Origin of the sequence: Pedobacter sp. AK013 (assembly GCF_014205835.1) — a bacterium.
Classification (GTDB): Bacteria; Bacteroidota; Bacteroidia; order Sphingobacteriales; family Sphingobacteriaceae; genus Pedobacter.
In genome coordinates, this window is record NZ_JACHCQ010000003.1 from 134096 (window position 1) to 152275 (window position 18180).

An 18180-nucleotide genomic window follows, 5' to 3' on the forward strand; every position below is an offset into this window, starting at 1 on the left:
ATATTTTTTGTTAATAAAGCAGAAAGGCTATCCGATAATCGGGTAGCCTTTTTATTTACATTAACAATTGGATAGAATGGTTTTAAATAACATAATTTGACAAATCTTAAAAATAAGTCTATTAAAAATTGTTTAATTTAGTTAGCATTGTTATTGACAATAATTTAAAAAAATAAAGTATGGCTTTTGATATAGACATGATTAAAAAGGTTTATGCAAACTTTAGCAGCCGCGTTGAAGCTGCACGCAAAATAGTTGGCAGGCCTTTAACATTATCTGAGAAAATATTGTATGCACACCTTTGGGATGGAGAACCTAAAACGGCGTTTAAACGTGGCTCTGACTATGTAGACTTTGCACCAGATCGCGTTGCGATGCAAGATGCAACGGCTCAGATGGCCTTATTGCAATTTATGCAAGCTGGCCGCCCAAAAGTAGCGGTGCCTTCTACTGTGCATTGCGATCACTTAATTACGGCTAAAGAAGGTGCTGCAATAGATTTACCTCATGCTAAAACAGAAAGTGCCGAAGTTTTCGATTTCTTATCATCCGTTTCGAACAAATATGGTATCGGTTTCTGGAAACCAGGTGCCGGTATTATTCATCAAGTGGTTTTAGAGAATTATGCTTTCCCAGGCGGAATGATGATCGGAACCGACTCGCATACCGTAAATGCTGGAGGGTTGGGAATGGTAGCTATTGGGGTTGGTGGTGCTGATGCCTGCGATGTAATGGCAGGTTTGCCCTGGGAACTTAAATTCCCTAAGTTAATCGGTGTTAAGTTAACAGGTAAATTAAACGGCTGGACTGCTGCTAAAGATGTAATTCTTAAAGTTGCGGGTATCCTTACTGTAAAAGGTGGTACCGGTGCAATTGTAGAATATTTTGGCGATGGTGCTGTTAACTTAAGCTGTACGGGTAAAGGTACCATTTGCAATATGGGTGCCGAAATTGGCGCAACTACCTCTACTTTCGGTTATGACGAAAGTATGGAACGTTATTTACGTGCTACAGGTAGAAATGAAGTTGCTGATGAAGCAAACAAAATTGCAGCATATTTAACCGGTGACCCTGAAGTTTATGCCGATCCAGAAAACTATTTTGATCAGGTGATTGAGATCGATTTAGACACTTTAGAACCCTATTTAAACGGCCCGTTTACGCCAGATTTAGCTACTCCTGTATCGCAGATGAAAGTTGAGGCAGAGAAAAATGGATGGCCTTTAAAAGTAGAATGGGGTTTAATTGGTTCTTGTACCAACTCTTCTTACGAGGATTTATCAAGAGCAGCTTCTATTGCCAACCAGGCTATTGCAAAAGGTTTAGTAACCAAATCGGCTTTCGGTATCAACCCGGGGTCTGAGCAGGTACGTTATACTGCAGACCGCGATGGTTTCTTAAAAACTTTCGAAGATTTAGATGCAACCATTTTCACAAATGCCTGCGGGCCTTGTATTGGGATGTGGGATCGTACTGGTGCAGAAAAGGCAGAAAAAAACACTATCGTACACTCCTTTAACAGAAACTTTGCTAAACGTGCAGATGGTAACCCCAATACTTTTGCATTTGTAGCGTCGCCAGAAATGGTTGCTGCAATTGCCATTTCGGGTAATTTAGGTTTTAACCCATTAACCGATACATTAACAAACGATAAAGGAGAACAGGTTAAATTAGATCCCCCTACTGGTTTTGAATTACCAACTAAAGGTTTCGCCGTAGATGATCCAGGCTATCAGGCACCAGCGGCTGATGGTTCGTCAGTTCAGGTTTTGGTTTCTCCAACTTCGCACCGTTTACAATTATTGGATCCGTTTGCCCCTTGGGAAGGTACCGACTTAAAAGGTTTAAAACTTTTAATCAAAGCCAAAGGTAAATGTACAACAGATCATATTTCTATGGCTGGTCCATGGTTAAAATTCCGTGGCCACTTAGATAACATTTCTAACAACATGCTTATCGGTGCGGTTAACTACTTTAACGATAAAACAGATAATGTTAAAAATGAACTAACCGGCGAATACGGACCTGTTCCTGCAACTCAACGCGATTATAAAGCGGCTGGTTTAGGATCTATTGTTGTTGGCGACGAAAACTATGGCGAGGGTTCGTCACGCGAGCACGCAGCTATGGAGCCCCGCCATTTAGGTGTACGTGCTGTATTGGTAAAATCTTTTGCCCGTATACACGAAACCAACCTTAAAAAACAAGGTATGTTAGCTTTAACTTTCGCAGATAAAGATGATTACGATAAAATTTTGGAAGATGATACCATCGATATCTTAGGCTTAACAGAATTCGCTCCAGATAAACCCTTAACTTTAGTATTACACCATGCTAATGGCACACAAGAATCGTTTCCTGTTAACCATAGTTATAATGCACAACAAATAGACTGGTTTAAAGCTGGTGGTGCACTAAATATCATCAGGGCTGAGGCAGCGGCTAAAGCAGCGCTTTAAATAGTCCGAAGTCCAGAATCGGAAGTCCGAAGTCTGGATGTATAATATCAATCCCGTTTTGTTAATTCAGAACGGGTTTTTTTGTTCTTTTATTAGATACCACTTAAAAATGATGCCTATTTATCCAATTTGTCACATTGAGCTTAGCCTGTACTAAACTTGACGAAGCATCGAAATGCCTTAAAATCATTTTAAAAAGTCCTTCGACAGGCTACCATTGACGTTATTTGGTAACTCATTAATATTTAACACATTACATTAACCCCTGCATTTCCGCCCAGCTAGGCCATAGCACAGTATCTCCGTTTCACTTAAACCCGGCCTAACAAATTTTTCGGACTGCACTGCCCAAGCTAACCTAGTAGCTTCGAAAGAAAACGGCAAAGCCCTCATGAATGCAGCTGAAAGCTACAAAAACAAATGAATAAATTTTCAGCCGGTGTTTTATTAATGGTTTTCTATTGCTTTCATTTGTATTAATGAGCTCGGCAATGCCTCGGTTTTGTTTCTTTTTTAACACCAAAAAGAAAGAAGCCTGTCCGGCTAGGACTAATAAAACACCCCGTCCTGCGGACACCCCTCTAAAAGAGGGGAATTACATATCGCAAAAGACCAATAATTAAATGTCATTTATATCGATTTTTATACAATAAATTACCCCTCAGGATGACAAATCTATTATTTAAGATCAACCTCTTTATTTTTTTTGAAAGCAGTTGCAGCAGTACTTAGCTTTGGGTTAGCCCCGCTAATGCTACTGCTGGTTAGAAAAAAACCAGCATTCGCGTATATCGGGTTTAGATGGCAGAAACAGGAATGCTTTTCGCTCAAAATACTCTACTTACTAAAGACCTGCTTAAAAGTTATGAAGGGCCTACTGCCTTTCTTGCAGCAAGCAGCCTTTTAGCCCCGGGCGCAGCGGCATCCCTAGAGCGCAGCGAAAGGGTATAGCGGAGCACGGGAACAAACCTTAATAGTTGCCACTGCCACTGCGCTTCAAAATAAAATAATAATTGTCTTATTTTCTTGGAAAGCAGTTACAGTAGTGCTCAGCTTTGGGTTAGCCCAGCTAATGCTACTGCTGGTTAGAAAAAAATCAGCATTCGCGTATATCGAGTTTAGTGCAATAAGTCTGTTCAAAAATTACTCAAACTCATAACCACAATCATAGCAATGATGACACTTATTGGCCTTAATAGGAGTACTTAGCGTTAAAAAGGCAATTATAATTGCCCAAATACTATATTTTTTATTGGTAGCCATTCCATAACCTACATTTGTAGACCCACATCGCGCACAAACTGTTTTATCATCTCCTGATTTTTCTTCATCGATAATTTCTTCTGATGGATCAAAGTTCAAACTATTGTCTTCAATCAATAAAGCATTAATGGCTTCTACATCTCTTTCAAAAACAATGAGTTTTACTCCTCCAATAGCCTGATTGTAAAGTGGATTTAGCGTTGCAACATTTTCATCTGCCAGGAAACAGGCAAATCCACTATCTTCCAATTTAGCTTTAATAATATTGGCCTCCATCGGATTGTAATAAGTGCTATAAACAACGGTTCTATCATTCATATTCCAAACATAAGAATTTGTTTATGAAGAAAGAGAAAGGATAAACAACCAACTAGCTTCTTAGGAATTCTTTCCACCAATACCCTGAATCTTTAATGGTACGTTCCTGGGTTTTGAAATCGTTGTAGATCAGTCCAAACCTTGCCATAAAACCCTCTGCCCATTCAAAATTATCCATTAATGTCCAAGCCATGTAGCCTGTTATATTTAAGCCTTCCTTTTTAAGTTTTAGCAATGCATTTAAATAAAGTTTAAAATATTCAATGCGTTCAGGGTCTTCTACTCTGCCATTGATCAATTTATCATGATAAGCAGCGCCATTCTCGGTAATCATGATATTTTTAATATGAGGATAGCTGGCAAACTGTTTAACAATATTATAAAAGCTATCGGCATTAATTTCCCAGCCCATAGCAGTGTGTGGTTTTTTCCGGCTTTTAGCCTTCACTTCCCAGGCTTGTATTACCGGGATAAAAGCATTGTATTTAACCGTTAATGGAAAGTAATTTTGCAGCCCAATAAAATCGAAGTCAAATTTCATCCTATCCTGCAATCGCCAGGTACCATATTCAATCTGAAATTTTTCTAACACGTCCCAATCTGCTGTTGGGAAACCTAAGCCCAATGTAGGCTCTACAAACAAACGGTTCATTAAACAATCTACACGCTTTGCAGCCAGTAAATCACTGTCACTTTGCGTATAGGGAAGTATTTCGGAGCAGGAATAAGTAGTCCCGATATTGGCCTTGGCTACTTCAGCACGTAAAATCTTACCCCCCTCGGCCTGCGCTAAGGCTGTATGCAAAACCGCTGGGAAGAAATTGCTTAAGCCAGTTTTTCCAGGGGCATGAACACCTAACATATACCCCAAAGAAGTATAACCGAAAGGCTCATTCAACACAATCCAGTTTTTCACCTTATCGCCATATTCTAATGCGCAGATGCTTACAAAAGCATTAAAGGCAGCATTAATGCTAAAGCTTGTCCAGCCGCCCTCGTCTTCTAACGCCTGTGGCAAATCCCAGTGATAAAGCGTAACATAGGGGGTAATTCCATAGGTTAAACATTCATCGATGAGGTTATGATAAAAACGGATACCCTCCTGGTTGATCTCTCCCCTACCTGCTGGCAAAATCCGCGACCAGGCGATCGAGAATCTAAACACTTTAAAGCCCAAAAGCTTAACCAAAGCTATGTCTTCGGTATAACGATGGTAAAAATCGCAAGCAGGATCTAATTTGTGATTCTTTTTTATTTTTCCATTTTTTGCAGTAAAGGTATCCCAAATAGAAGGGCCCTTACCATATTGGGTGGCTGTACCTTCTATTTGAGCCGCCGCGGTAGCCACACCCCACAAAAAATCCTGACCAAAATCACTTGCATTAATCATTCGTTATCAATTAATTGCCATAAGTTGCAAGTTTAATATTAACAAATCATTAATAAAGAACAGAAAAGACTTTTCGGATACAATTAAATCAGCAGTACGCCTGATGGGCTACGGTACCTTGACCACAACCGTATCTTGCGCTACCAGAGGTACCTTATAATTTCCGGTATCTAAACTTACTTTAGGCAAGATTTTTTTTATACCTGCTAAATCTCCTTTGGTTATACCGGTTTGATATACGTATAGAAATTTTAATTTTTTCAGTTTCTTTAATTGATTAATCCCCTTCATGGTAATTTTTGTCCCCACCAAACTTAACGTTTGTAACTGCTCTAAATCTTTCAGCGATGCTAAACCTGCATCTGTAATCCCGCTATTATTTAGATTTAACCTGGTTAGGTTTTTACAATCCTTTATTGCAGTTAAGGTTTGATCGTTTACTTTATGGTTTTCTAACTTAAGCCAAAGGAGCTGTTTTTCGATTGATTTTATCAGATCCAAAACATCTTTGCCCATCGATTGTGCATTGACAAAATTGACTGAAAGATAGTTGGTATTCTGGGCAACGGGAAATACGGTAATTCCTGCATCGGTAAACTTTTTCAATATTTTGTTGTCAACCGCCGAAACCTCTTCAGCCGGAATATCACTAGTTTTGGCTTGCTCGGCCCCACTTTCGCCTTTTTGCAGGCTAATTAAAATTGTTTTTATATTATCTGGCTGATGAAGATCTTTAAACTTCTTTTTAAAATCGGCGCCGTTATCAATCCACCATTTTAACAAGACAATCTCATTGGCAGTGAGTTGAGGCTTTTCTTTAGGTGCCATATGATCTTCATCACTTAATGGCAATAAAATTCGCTTCATTAACTCACTATCGTCGGCTTTACCCCTTACAATCGTATGTCCATTTTTCCCACCTTTTAAAATATAATCTTGCTGATCTAACCTTAGCTTGCCTTTCTGTTTTTCGCTGCCATGACAACTATAACACCTATTTTGAAAGAGTGGTTGAATAGCATTTTGGTAAACAAAGGCTTCCTGCACATTGGGAATTGGCGGAATAGCTGCGCCACCTTTTTTACTGTCCGATTTTAAGGGTGCAGTTAAATAATCAGAACCATGGGTTAAAGAACCACCCAGATGCCCGGTAATAGAAACGAGAGCGATAAGAACCGTTGCAATTGTGCCCAATATGGCTTTTGATTTAATCTTTTGGTAAACAATCCACAATACAAAAGATAAAACAGCAACACTGATCCCCATCCATTGATGATTACTCACCAGTTTACCGTCATAATCGCCACCATTTGCCAATAAATAACCGGTAATGCAGGATATTACAGCGCTAAATGCACCTAAAAGTAACATAATAGGAATGGCTGGTTTTAGGTTGGTAAACTTTGCTGCAAATGATAGCAGAATGCAAATATAGCCAAGTAACAAAATCCCTATAGGAAGGTGGACAAAAACCGGGTGAAAGCGGCCGAAAAATTCTAACATCTTATTGATATCTCTTTCTTAGTAAATTCATCATGTAAACATTTATTGCCCATTGATCGGCAAGGGGTTGGCGCGTATAGGGCAAGGTAGGCATATAATCAGCCGGACCAAATTCGGTAAGAATGGTCATGCGTTCGCCGTTTTTCTTTTTACGTGTTATAACTTTGTCCCACCAGGCGAGGTGCGCTTCTACCACTTTTGCCCATTCCGGTGCCCGGGGGTCGTTTACCTGTGGCCCTTCTGGGTGCCCAACCCTCGAGTGGATATGTTCTGTTTTTTCTAAAATAAAATCGATGGTTGGTTTCTGATCAGACAATAAACTTTCGTGCACATTGCACCAATGCGAAATATCTAAAGTAAATCTTAATTCTGGATTTTTCTCCGCAAAATTTTTGGCAACATGCGCTGCAAACATCATACGGCTACGGTGTGTCTCGTGATAAACCGGTATGCCAGACGATTTGCTTTTGGCTGTTGCGTAATCAATAATCTGTTTGTTTTCTTCGTAACTGAAATAATCTTTTCCAGAATGGCAATTAATGTAAACAGGTTTTTGATAAGTATTGGCACAAATAGCATCTAAACTTTTTTTGAAAGAAGCTAAGTGCTCAGTTATGTTCGACTGTGAGCCGGCGCATAAAAATCCAATTTCTAGTTTATATTTCTTAACCGCATCAAAAAGTTCTTTTATCGCTTTATCTTCACCTGGCCACCATACTTCAATACCTTCATAGCCTTCTTTTTTTGCTGCTGCACAAAATTCATCTCTTGTACCTCCAAAACCCCAATCGGTTTGCATAAATAATAATTCGTATCCTGCTTTAGCTTTTATACTCTTAACTGGGATAGCGCTAATATTTTGTGTTGGCGCCAACATTGAAGCCGCCGTTACGACCGCTGTATTTTGTAAAAATTTTCTTCTTGTTTGGTTCATTGGTTTACTTGTCATTAGTTGATTGGTTCATCCTTCACATCCAATTGCTTATTGAATTTTGACTATTGGTAGTTCTTCTACTGTTATCGCTTTAAGCCACAATCTCTGATATCACTTTACCTGCCACATCAGTTAACCTAAACGGCCGTCCCTGGAAAGGATACGTAAATTGCTCATGATCAAAGCCCAGCTGATTTAAAATAGTAGCCTGAATATCGAAAGCATCAACCTTTCCACTCACAGCACTGTAACCAATTTCGTCTGTTTCGCCGTGTGTAAATCCTTTTTTTATACCTCCGCCAGCCATCCATATGGTAAATGCTTCGGTATGATGATCTCTGCCTTTAAATGGATTTTGAATACCATTTCTGTTTTCCATCATTGGCGTACGTCCAAATTCGCCGCCCCAAACCACCAGGGTTTCTTCTAATAAACCACGTTGTTTTAAATCGAGTAATAAAGCTGTAATTGGCCTGTCTATGGTTCTGCATTTATTCTTCAGTCCGATGTTAAGTGAGTTGTTCGGATTATCGCCGTGCGCATCCCATCCCCAATCGAATAACTGCACATAACGTACCCCTTTTTCTACCAGTTTACGGGCAAGTAATACATTATTGGCAAAACAAGCCTTACCTGGTTGTGTACCGTACATTTCATGAATGTAAGCAGGTTCATCATTGATATTCATCACCTCTGGTGCTGATATCTGCATGCGGTAAGCCATTTCATATTGAGCAATGCGTGATAAAATCTCAGGATCGTTATACTCTTGATATTGTTGCTCATTGGCTTTATTAATGGCTTCGATAGATGCTTTTCTTAAATCCCTGTTCATCCCATCCGGATCTTTTATAAACAGTACCGGATCTCCCTCACTTCTACATTGTACACCTTGATAAACAGAGGGTAAGAAACCACTCCCCCAAACACTCTTCCCGGCATCAGGGAAACTACCGCCACTGGTAAGCACTACATATCCAGGTAAATTTTGGTTTTCTGAGCCCAAACCATAGGTTACCCAACTTCCCATACTTGGTCTGCCCAATCGCGGTGAACCTGTATGTACCAACAGCTGCGCCGGAGCATGGTTAAATTGATCTGTTTTTACAGCTTTCAAAAAGCTTACCTCATCTACCATGGTAGAAAAATGAGGTAAATTATCACTCACCAAGGCACCAGATTGGCCATATTTGGCAAAATTGGCCTGTGGACCCAGCATTTTAGGCACCCCTGTTATAAAAGCAAATTTTTTCCCAGCGAGTAACGATGGAGGGCAATCCTGACCGTCCATTTTCATTAGCTCTGGTTTAAAATCAAACAATTCTAATTGAGATGGAGCGCCTGCCATGTGCAAATAAATTACGCTTCGGGCCTTACCCACAAGTGGGGGCGATTTTGGCAGTAATGGATGTGCAGGATCGTAAGCGATTTTGGTTTGTGGACTCGAAAAAAGATGACCACAGCTACCCAATAATGAACCCATTGCTAAAGCACCCAAACCCATCGCACTTTCTTTTAAAAAGTGCCGCCTGGAGTGCAGGCGCGCATTTGCTTCTTGTGCCTCTTTAACTAACCGATGTGCATTTAATTCGTCCCTTGTCATAACCGATTAAATCAATTTTTGGTAATCACTTCGTCCAGATTAAGCATGGCATTGGCTACCAGTACCATTGCTGCCTCTTCTGGCTTATATTTCTTCTGTTTATCGCCCATAAATGCCGATACACTTGCTGAATTTTTTCTAAACTCATCAAAAGCTTTAGCATATAGATCTTCAAATACCTTTAATCTATTTGGAGGAATGGTTTTATATAAGATCAATTCATAGCCCTTAGCAATTTTAGATTTGCTGGTATTTCCCCCTATTTTTTCTATGCGTACCGCCAGTTTTCTGGCTAAATCGATATAAACACTATCATTTAAGGTTACCAAAGCCTGTAAAGGGGTATTAGTGCGGATACGCCTTGGGCTGCAAACTACCCGCGATGCGCCATCAAAAGCAATAGCTGATGGATATGGGGCTGTTCTTTTCCAGTAGGTATAAATTCCCCTGCGGTATTGTTCTTCTCCTCCACTTAACACCCACTTGGCTCCATTATAAGGCGAGAACCAAATCCCTTCGGGTTGCCAAGGCATTACCGGCGGTCCGTACATTTTACTACTTAATACACCGCAAACTGCCAGGCTCTGATCTCTTATTTGTTCTGCACTTAATCTAACCCGCGAGCCCCTGGCGTAAAACTTATTAAACAGATCTTTTTCTTTCAGTTCTTCTGTTACCTTACTATCTTGCCTGTAAGTAGCCATCATTACCAGTTCCTTTAACATTTTTTTAACGCTCCAGTTGTATTTGTACATAAACTGATAGGCCATAAAATCTAAAAGTTCTTGGTGGGTAGGCGCCATTCCCTGCGTTCCCATATCTTCTAAAGTTTCTACCAATCCTGCTCCGTACAACTGTTCCCACAGCCTGTTTACCATTGTTCTGGATACGAGCGGGTTTCTTTTATCGGTAAGCCACATGGCTAAACCCATCCTGTTATCAGGTGCATTTTTAGGCATGGCAAAAGCTAAAGAATTAGGTACACCAACTTTAACCTCTTTACCTTTCGAGGTCCATGCACCACGCTCAAACACATAATTTTTGCGTTGCATACTCAATGGATTTTCGACCATAACCGGTGTGGTTGGCACCTTTGCATTCATTAAATCAGTAAATCTTTTTTTATTTGCCAAATATTCTGGTTTGCCTTTTCCAGGAAACTGTTTAGTAAAATAAAACCAATCGAAGTACACCATAAATTCGTCGGGATTTTTTACCGATGGGTTGGTGTACTTTAAATACACATCTTTTACACCGCTTTGTTTCGCAAAATCTATTTCTACATTTTCATAACCTTTAGTTTGGGCCAGTTTCCACGATTTTACAACAGGGCCATTGGGTGAACCTAAATGTAAACTCATTATGCCATCAGGTTTACTGCAGTTGTAGCGCAAAATCAACTGATCAATATGATTAAGGTCTACTGATTTTAATCTTGCTGTAGAAGTATTCTTAAAAAATAAAGCAATGTTATTGTTCCCGATTACTGAATTCACCAATTGATCGGCTGTTGTAGAGTTTATTGCCGGCTGACCGGTTTTTAAGAATAAATTAACTTCGGCAGCCCTTTCTTTACCCGCAACAGTGTTAACCCAGCTGGTTAAATGATTAAGTTCGTTTTTAAGGCTATCATTAAAATCTTTAAGCAGTGGGTATTCTGCAGTAACATCTTCATCCCTCGTATTGTTAAAATACGACATGAATTTATAATACTCATCATGTTTAAAGGGGTCGTATGGGTGGCTATGGCATTGTACGCAAGAAAAAGTTGTACTCATTAACCCTTCCCAGGTGGCATTTACACGATCTAAAACTGCCGCCGTTCTAAACTCTTCATTATTAGTTCCCCCCTCATCGTTGGTTGGCGTATTTCTGCTAAAAGCGGTGGCAATATATTGGGCATCAGTTGGGTTTGGAAATAAATCTCCAGCAATCTGATCGGCAACAAATTGATCATAGGGCATATCACGGTTAAAGGCCTTAATCACCCAGTCGCGATAGCTCCAGATATTTCGGTTAGGATCACTTTCGTAACCTTTGGTATCAGCATAACGTGCTATATCAAGCCACATCGATGCCCAGCGCTCACCAAATTTTGGCGAAGCCAGCAAACTATCAACCAGCACATTGTAAGCTGCCTGCTCATCTTTGCTGTTCAAATAAGATTTGGCCAGCCTGTCTGAAGGATAAGTACCAATTAAATCTAAACTTACTCTCCTCAATAAGGTAGCCTTATCAGCAGTTTTAGAAGGTTCGAGTTTATTCTCTTCAAGCTTTGCGAAAATAAATTTATCCAGATCGTTGCGTACCCAATTATTATCTACATCTGGCAATTCAGTCGGTTTTACACTTACATAAGCCCAATGGTTACCCCATTTTGCACCTTGTTTTATCCAACCGCTAAGAATATCAATCTCATCATTACTTAATGCAGGATGTTTATACGGCATCCTTTCTTCAGGATCGTTAGATTTTAAACGCTTGATAAATTCACTATCATCGGGATTACCTGGAATAATTGCCGGTTTGCCACTTTTGGTTTTAGCCAAAGCCTCTTCCCTAAACAATACACTAAAACCACCTTGTTGTTTAACCCCGCCGTGACAGGAGATACATTTTTTATTCAAAATAGGTTTGACCTGCGCGTTGAAATCAATCTGCTTCTCGGATGATAAAAGTGAAAAAGCAATTAAACTTATAACAATTAGCGTGAAGCCAGATGCAAATAATATCTTCTTTTTCAATAACATTTTGGTTAGAATAAATTTAAGCTAATTTTTAGCGCTCGTAATTTGTATACAAAAGTTAAACGCAGCTAAACATTTATCAAATTACAACAGAAGCAATGATTAGATTAAATTGATAAGATTTTGCCTCCATTAAACCAAAGATGAAGAAAAAAATAAAACACAAAAATGCATTAACTTGCTCAAAAAATGGATTATCTTACTTTTTATTAAGAATTAACAATGGAGAAACGCCAAGTAGGACAGAAAAATAGTTTCGATTTTCAAAAAGCCTTAATCATCCCCAGGAATGTGCTTATAAAACAGTGTACTAAAAATGAAATCATAAACAATTTATTTATTACCGATATTGGCTATTACCGTAAGGCATTGAATCACTATATAAAAAGGAATAATGGTGCGGAACAGCATATTCTGATTTATTGCGTAGAAGGAAAGGGAAACGTAGAATTTCACGATACCAACTATCATGCTGAAGCGGGTAATTTCATTATTATTCCAAAAGAAACGGCACATACCTACCAAGCCAACCCCATGCTACCATGGACTATTTATTGGTTCCATTTTTCAGGAACAGGTGCCGATCAACTGGTTGCTTCGTTACAGAATTATAAGGCCTATGCGGGTTTTAGCGAAGAACGGAACATATTATTCGAAACTATTTACAACCGATTAGAAAGAGGTTTTAGTAGAGAAAATATAATTTATGCCAATTTATGTTTCCACCAATACATTGCTGAAGTTGTTTATACCGATAAATATCTCATTAACGATAAAATTATGGAACCTGATAAAGTTGAGGAGCTTATAGATTTTATGCGGAAAAATATTGAAAAGATGCTTAGTTTAAAGGAAATGGCCTTGGCTGTTTACCTTTCACCTTCCTATTTATCGGCTATTTTCAAAAAGAAAACCGGAACCTCACCTATCGATTACTTCAACCAGCTCAAAATTCAGAAAACAACACAGTATTTACTTTTTACCAACCTGCGAATTAACGAAATTGCACAAAAGATCGGCATTAAGGATCCTTATTACTTTAGTCGGTTATTTTCGAGCATCATGGGCATTTCGCCAAAACAATACCGAGACAATAGGTTTAATTAGTTAGATGGCTTGGAGTGCTGGCAGGAGATAACATCTGCCAGAATTTTTGTGTTATATTTATTGTTAAAACATCCTTACCGTGTCAGATAGAAATATCTAACACCAAATTAATCTAAAGTTAAACCAATTTCCTTCAATAAGATTGCGGCATTAAAAGTCTTACATGGTCCTAACTTTAGTAAATAATCAAATTTCATCTCGCCTGCGGTAATCTGGATATCGAAATGAAAATTACGAAGGGCTTCAGGATAATCAACAATCAGGTCTGCTAATTGTAAATCGTGGGTAGCAAAAAGTGCGGGTGTTTTTTCGGTAATGAGCTTCTGTACAAAAACCTTCGACCCTAAATATTTATCCCGGCTGTTTGTACCGCGCAGCATTTCATCAATCAATACAAAAGTATCTTTGTCTTTAACCACATTATCCAAGATCATTTTTAGCCGGTTGAGCTCGGCCTTAAAAGTAGAGGTACTTTCATTCAGCGAATCTTTAATCCGCATATAGGTGTTAATCGAAAAAACAGATAATTGCATCGTTTCTGCACAAACAGTTGCACCTGCATAGGCCAGTACCATATTAATCCCCAAAGTACGCAGAAAGGTACTTTTACCTGCCATGTTAGAGCCCGTTACAATATCTACGGTTGGTTTTGCTGCTAAATGAAAATCATTGCTTACCCTTAAGTTCTCGTTTATGAGTGGATGGCCAATTTGAGTCCCAGACAATGAAAACCCATCTGATAGTACCGGGAAAACCCAATCTGGTTGATTGTAAGCTGTTGTAGCCAATGAGATCAGTTCTTCAAAATCGCCCAGATGATCGAGAGCAGAAATTACATCCTCAGATGAGGATTTATACCAGATATCGAGGTTGATACAACATTTTAAATCCCAAAGCAAAAGGGCATTTAGTACTCCCCCCACAATGATATTCAATCGGGCATCAAAATTTTCGATAATCTTGGTAAGGCCTTTAATTTCTTTGCTTACCGGGATTTTCGAATCGAGCAAATCTAATGTATAGCTGCTTTTCCAACTTTGATTTTCTGTCCATAAAATAGCACTGGCGTAGCCGTTAAGCAAGCTGGAACTTCCACCAAAGCTATAAAATACCTTGTTGATCTTTGAGCCCAATAATACATTCCATCCGATATGGATCACAACTAAAAGTGCCAATACTTTCCAAAAAGCACCACTAATCAGCAGCGCTGCTAAAATTAAAACAATAGAAATATAAGGCACTAATTTCACGTAAAACCTTAAAAATTTACGCTTTACAAATTCCAGTTGCGCACCTAATTGGTGTTTAAGCTGTATTTTAATCTGTTCTATTTTATCAGGATCATAACCATGTAGATTAGCCCTAAAACTATAAGTCTCTGCTATCTTATCTCTTATTTCTTTTATGGCTTCCTGACGGCGTAATATCTTATCACTTGTCGGTTTTTCTGCAAAATTTTTGGCCAGGAGCTTATTTCCACTTTTGGTACTACAACGGTTAATTAAGGCAAACAGCGATGAGGCACCAAAAATATCAAGGTCGGAAGTATAAGGATGCAGTTCAGATTCGAAAGCTTTACCATGGTCGTACCCGTTAGCTGCACCATTTAAAATGTTCCATTCGTTCTGATAAACCCATAAAAGCTGTTTTTTATAATCGATTTCACGATCGAGCTGGCTTTGTCTGCGAACCACAAAGGCGAAGGCAATAACCGGCAGTAATAAACAAATTTGAATTAATGTACGCAGGCTGTCATCTGCTGAGCGCAGCAACAACACAAAAAATAAAATTTCGGCCAAGAACAAACCGATGCGGAGCAACGAAAGTTGATCGATCAGCTTTTTTGTTTGATCTATATCTGCAGTAACCTGTTTAATTTTTTGGTCGTAATCGGCTATTATTTCTGTTTGTTTTTTTAACATGATCCATCTTAATGTGATAATATTTCCAAAGGTATCAGAACCAACAAATAAATTGTTTTTAACTTTCTTTTTTTTTCAAAAAATCAGCACAGGGTGTGATATGGTTCAGTAAAGTAAGTTAAACATGATATATCAATAAGGTAATAAATACGAATTAAAACCGAAGCTTCATCGGACTTTCATCGGACCTCCATCGGATAAATCAGGTTTTAATCCGTTAAAAGTACGCATCTAGTTTGCTTATAATTAACAGATTATGTAAATTAGATCAATACAAGTATTTCATGTTATGGCAAGATTAAAAGATGGTGCCTTAGGCGGTTTTTCCGGAAAAGTGGGGTCTGTAATTGGTTACAGCTATCGGAATAAAGACTATATCAGGAGCGTACCTACCCAATCTAAAAAAGCGCCCACGTTAAAGCAACTGGCCAGCAGGGCCCGGTTTAAATTCTTTAACGAATGGAGAAATCCCTTATCTGGTTTTTTCAACGTTACCTTTAAAAATCAAAGTGGTGCACATTCGGCGCAAAATGCAGCACACCGATTAAACAAGGAGATTATAACAGGGGTATACCCGGATTTTGCGATCGATTATAGTAAAGTAATTATTAGCAAAGGTGCGCTGCCGCCAGTACTCGACTTGCAGATGCGGCATGAAAACGAAATGTTACATTTTACTTGGCAGCCAAACCTTATTGCTCCTGCTCTGGGTACCGATTTAATGGCCATACTGGTTTGCCATAGCAACAATTTAAATTTCTTTCAGGCCAGCTTAAATGCGGCAGAGCGCCACAGTAGTAAGTGTGCTTTTAAATTGGATGATACATCCCGGGGCGAGAAAATAGAGATTTATGCTACCTTTTTATCGAATGACCGCGAAAGGGCCTGCAATAGCCAGTATATGGGCAGCATTGAATTTTAGTTACACTGTTTTTTTATTTAGCCAATGAATACCTAACAATTTATCTAAGTTTGAAACTCCAAAGCTTAAAAATAAAGGAATATAAATGAAGATTACACTGATCGCCATTGGCAAAACAGAAGATAAATATCTAATTGAAGGGATTGATAAATACATTAACCGCCTGAAACATTATATTAATTTTAGTTTTTTAGCCATACCTGATGTAAAAAACGTTAAAAATCTAAGCGAAGCTCAACAAAAGGCAAAGGAGGCAGAATTACTACATAAACAAATTAACAATGGCGATGTTGTTATTTTGTTGGATGAAAAAGGAAAAAAATATTCATCTGTAGAATTTTCAAACTACCTAAATAAACAGATGGTGGGTAGTGTACAGCATTTGATTTTTATTATTGGTGGTCCTTATGGATTTGATGAAACCATTTATAAAAGGGCAAACGGATTAATTTCGCTGTCTGACATGACCTTCTCTCATCAAATGATCAGGTTGTTTTTTGTAGAGCAGCTTTACCGGGGATTTAGCATTTTAAAAGGAGAACCTTATCATCATGCTTAGAGATAGACAATGTGAATTAGATATTGAAAAGGTAAATAAAAATCATCATTAAATAAAAAAATTATGTTATTAGATAAATATAAGCGGGAATACAGGTATAAAAGCGATCAGAACCGCAATAACAAATACTTATGGATCAGTATTATTGCTTCATTGGTGATTGTAGCGCTGCTTTGGTATTTTTTTGATTAATTCCATAAAAAAACACCAGACAAATTTTGCCTGGTGTTCTCTATTACAAAGTAAATCAAGCTTAAACGCCTTTTTTACTGGTCATACTTGCTTTTTTAGCAGGAGCTGAAGTTTTTGTAGTTGCTTTTGCACTTGCTGATGCTTTTGCACTACTGGCTTTAGGTTTCTTATCTGAAGCTGATTTTTCTTCTGATAGCTTAACTTCTGCTGGTGTACCCGGAGTTTCCGGAGCTTCTTCAGTAAACAAAGGCAAATCTTTTAACAAATTATACCAGGTAATGATTTTCTTCATATCAGAAGCATAAACTTTCTCCTGGTCGTGGCCTGGAGCTACTTCAAGGAAATAAGCACGTAAATCGCCTTTCAAGTCTGGAGTAGATCCTTTTGCAGAAATTTTGGCAAAAATATCTGCCAATTTAATTTCCTCATCTTCACCATACACCGTAATATCTTCTAACGAAGCTAATTTGGTATTCGTGATGTTGGCAACAATTTTAGTTTTTTGAGCATCTAAGCCCTCTAAAATGTAACCCACTTTATTTTGTCCAACCAGTTTAAACAAACCCGGTCTGCCAGATACGGCAACAATTCCTCTTAAATTCATATGATGTGTGTTTAGCGGTTAGCGGTTGGGGTTTAGCGCAACAAATTGCCGCCCACCAAACGCATAACGTATTTCTAATGTTTTAAAATCTAAATATGAGCAATTAGTGCTTTAATCTTCTAAAACTTCAATGTTTAAAATTTTATCACCTTGGCGAATATCATCTACAAGATCTACATTCTCAACTACTTTACCAAAGCAGGTATGGTTACGGTCTAAATGCGCCGTATTTGTTCTGCTATGGCAGATAAAAAATTGTGAACCACCAGTATTGCGGCCAGCATGCGCCATAGATAAAACACCACGATCGTGATATTGATTTTCTCCGTCTAATTCGCAATCAATTTTATAACCTGGGCCACCAGTACCTGCCAAATGTGCTTTAGCCGGATCTTTTGAATTTGGGCATCCGCCCTGAACCATAAAGTTAGGAATTACGCGGTGAAATGTTACACCATCATAAAAGCCTTCTTTAGCTAATTTTTTAAAGTTTGCAACGGCTTTTGGCGCATCATTTTCGTAGAATTCTACGGTCATATCGCCTTTTTCTGTTTTTATTATTGCTTTACTCATATCAATATCAGTACTAATTTTAAATTTTGTTCACCTAAAAAACTTTCATATTTTTTTTGTAGAGGGCAAAAATAACAAAATTGT

15 protein-coding genes are annotated in these 18180 nt (G+C 38.5%); 6 read left to right on the forward strand and 9 right to left on the reverse strand.

Annotated features, from left to right (window positions below):
• Nucleotides 1–179 precede the first annotated feature (179 nt).
• On the forward strand, nucleotides 180–2459 hold the full coding sequence (locus HDC90_RS03140) for an aconitate hydratase (RefSeq protein WP_184463810.1): 2280 nt from the start codon (nucleotides 180–182) through the stop codon (nucleotides 2457–2459).
• Nucleotides 2460–3260: 801 nt separating this feature from the next.
• Nucleotides 3261–3410 (forward strand): hypothetical protein, encoded by a 150-nt coding sequence (locus HDC90_RS03145; RefSeq protein WP_184463812.1) that lies wholly within the window; start codon nucleotides 3261–3263, stop codon nucleotides 3408–3410.
• Nucleotides 3411–3602: 192 nt separating this feature from the next.
• Here the strand turns inward: HDC90_RS03145 and HDC90_RS03150 are convergent, their stop codons facing one another.
• The 6 genes from HDC90_RS03150 to HDC90_RS03175 all read right to left on the reverse strand — a co-directional run bounded on the left by HDC90_RS03150 (nucleotide 3603) and on the right by HDC90_RS03175 (nucleotide 12220).
• Nucleotides 3603–4040 (reverse strand): putative signal transducing protein, encoded by a 438-nt coding sequence (locus HDC90_RS03150; protein WP_184463814.1) that lies wholly within the window; start codon nucleotides 4038–4040, stop codon nucleotides 3603–3605.
• A gap of 52 nt (nucleotides 4041–4092) precedes the next feature.
• Complete coding sequence (locus HDC90_RS03155; protein WP_184463815.1) at nucleotides 4093–5430, reverse strand: GH1 family beta-glucosidase; 1338 nt, start codon at nucleotides 5428–5430, stop codon at nucleotides 4093–4095.
• A 108-nt stretch (nucleotides 5431–5538) separates the two neighbouring features.
• Nucleotides 5539–6933: a c-type cytochrome domain-containing protein gene (locus tag HDC90_RS03160; protein ID WP_184463817.1), complete on the reverse strand. Its 1395-nt coding sequence runs from the start codon at nucleotides 6931–6933 to the stop codon at nucleotides 5539–5541.
• Nucleotide 6934: 1 nt separating this feature from the next.
• A complete protein-coding gene (locus tag HDC90_RS03165) occupies nucleotides 6935–7867 on the reverse strand; it encodes a sugar phosphate isomerase/epimerase (RefSeq protein WP_184463819.1) in 933 nt (310 codons plus the stop codon).
• Between the two features lie 91 nt (nucleotides 7868–7958).
• Complete coding sequence (locus tag HDC90_RS03170; protein ID WP_184463821.1) at nucleotides 7959–9470, reverse strand: DUF1501 domain-containing protein; 1512 nt, start codon at nucleotides 9468–9470, stop codon at nucleotides 7959–7961.
• 11 nt (nucleotides 9471–9481) lie between these two features.
• Entirely contained in the window at nucleotides 9482–12220 is a 2739-nt protein-coding gene (locus tag HDC90_RS03175) for a DUF1553 domain-containing protein (RefSeq protein ID WP_184463823.1), read from the reverse strand.
• A gap of 219 nt (nucleotides 12221–12439) precedes the next feature.
• Here HDC90_RS03175 and HDC90_RS03180 point away from each other — a divergent pair, with 219 nt between their 5' ends.
• Nucleotides 12440–13324 carry an AraC family transcriptional regulator gene (locus HDC90_RS03180; RefSeq protein WP_184463825.1) on the forward strand — a complete coding sequence of 295 codons (885 nt, stop codon included), beginning with the start codon at nucleotides 12440–12442 and terminating at the stop codon, nucleotides 13322–13324.
• Nucleotides 13325–13431: 107 nt separating this feature from the next.
• On the opposite strand, the gene HDC90_RS03185 is transcribed toward HDC90_RS03180, so the two are convergent.
• The gene (locus HDC90_RS03185) at nucleotides 13432–15246 is read right to left on the reverse strand and encodes a DNA mismatch repair protein MutS (protein WP_184463827.1); all 1815 of its coding nucleotides are present in this window, start codon (nucleotides 15244–15246) and stop codon (nucleotides 13432–13434) included.
• Nucleotides 15247–15535: 289 nt separating this feature from the next.
• Here HDC90_RS03185 and HDC90_RS03190 point away from each other — a divergent pair, with 289 nt between their 5' ends.
• The 3 genes from HDC90_RS03190 (at nucleotide 15536) to HDC90_RS25445 (ending at nucleotide 16919) form a co-directional block, all read left to right on the forward strand.
• On the forward strand, nucleotides 15536–16168 hold the full coding sequence (locus HDC90_RS03190) for a DUF6266 family protein (protein ID WP_184463829.1): 633 nt from the start codon (nucleotides 15536–15538) through the stop codon (nucleotides 16166–16168).
• 85 nt (nucleotides 16169–16253) lie between these two features.
• Entirely contained in the window at nucleotides 16254–16727 is a 474-nt protein-coding gene (gene rlmH, locus HDC90_RS03195) for a 23S rRNA (pseudouridine(1915)-N(3))-methyltransferase RlmH (protein WP_132398645.1), read from the forward strand.
• A 63-nt stretch (nucleotides 16728–16790) separates the two neighbouring features.
• The gene (locus tag HDC90_RS25445; protein ID WP_255497459.1) at nucleotides 16791–16919 is read left to right on the forward strand and encodes a hypothetical protein; all 129 of its coding nucleotides are present in this window, start codon (nucleotides 16791–16793) and stop codon (nucleotides 16917–16919) included.
• Nucleotides 16920–16980: 61 nt separating this feature from the next.
• Here the strand turns inward: HDC90_RS25445 and HDC90_RS03200 are convergent, their stop codons facing one another.
• A complete protein-coding gene (locus tag HDC90_RS03200) occupies nucleotides 16981–17523 on the reverse strand; it encodes a DUF5606 domain-containing protein (protein WP_184463831.1) in 543 nt (180 codons plus the stop codon).
• Between the two features lie 111 nt (nucleotides 17524–17634).
• Nucleotides 17635–18096 carry a peptidylprolyl isomerase gene (locus HDC90_RS03205; protein WP_086547682.1) on the reverse strand — a complete coding sequence of 154 codons (462 nt, stop codon included), beginning with the start codon at nucleotides 18094–18096 and terminating at the stop codon, nucleotides 17635–17637.
• Nucleotides 18097–18180: the final 84 nt, after the last annotated feature.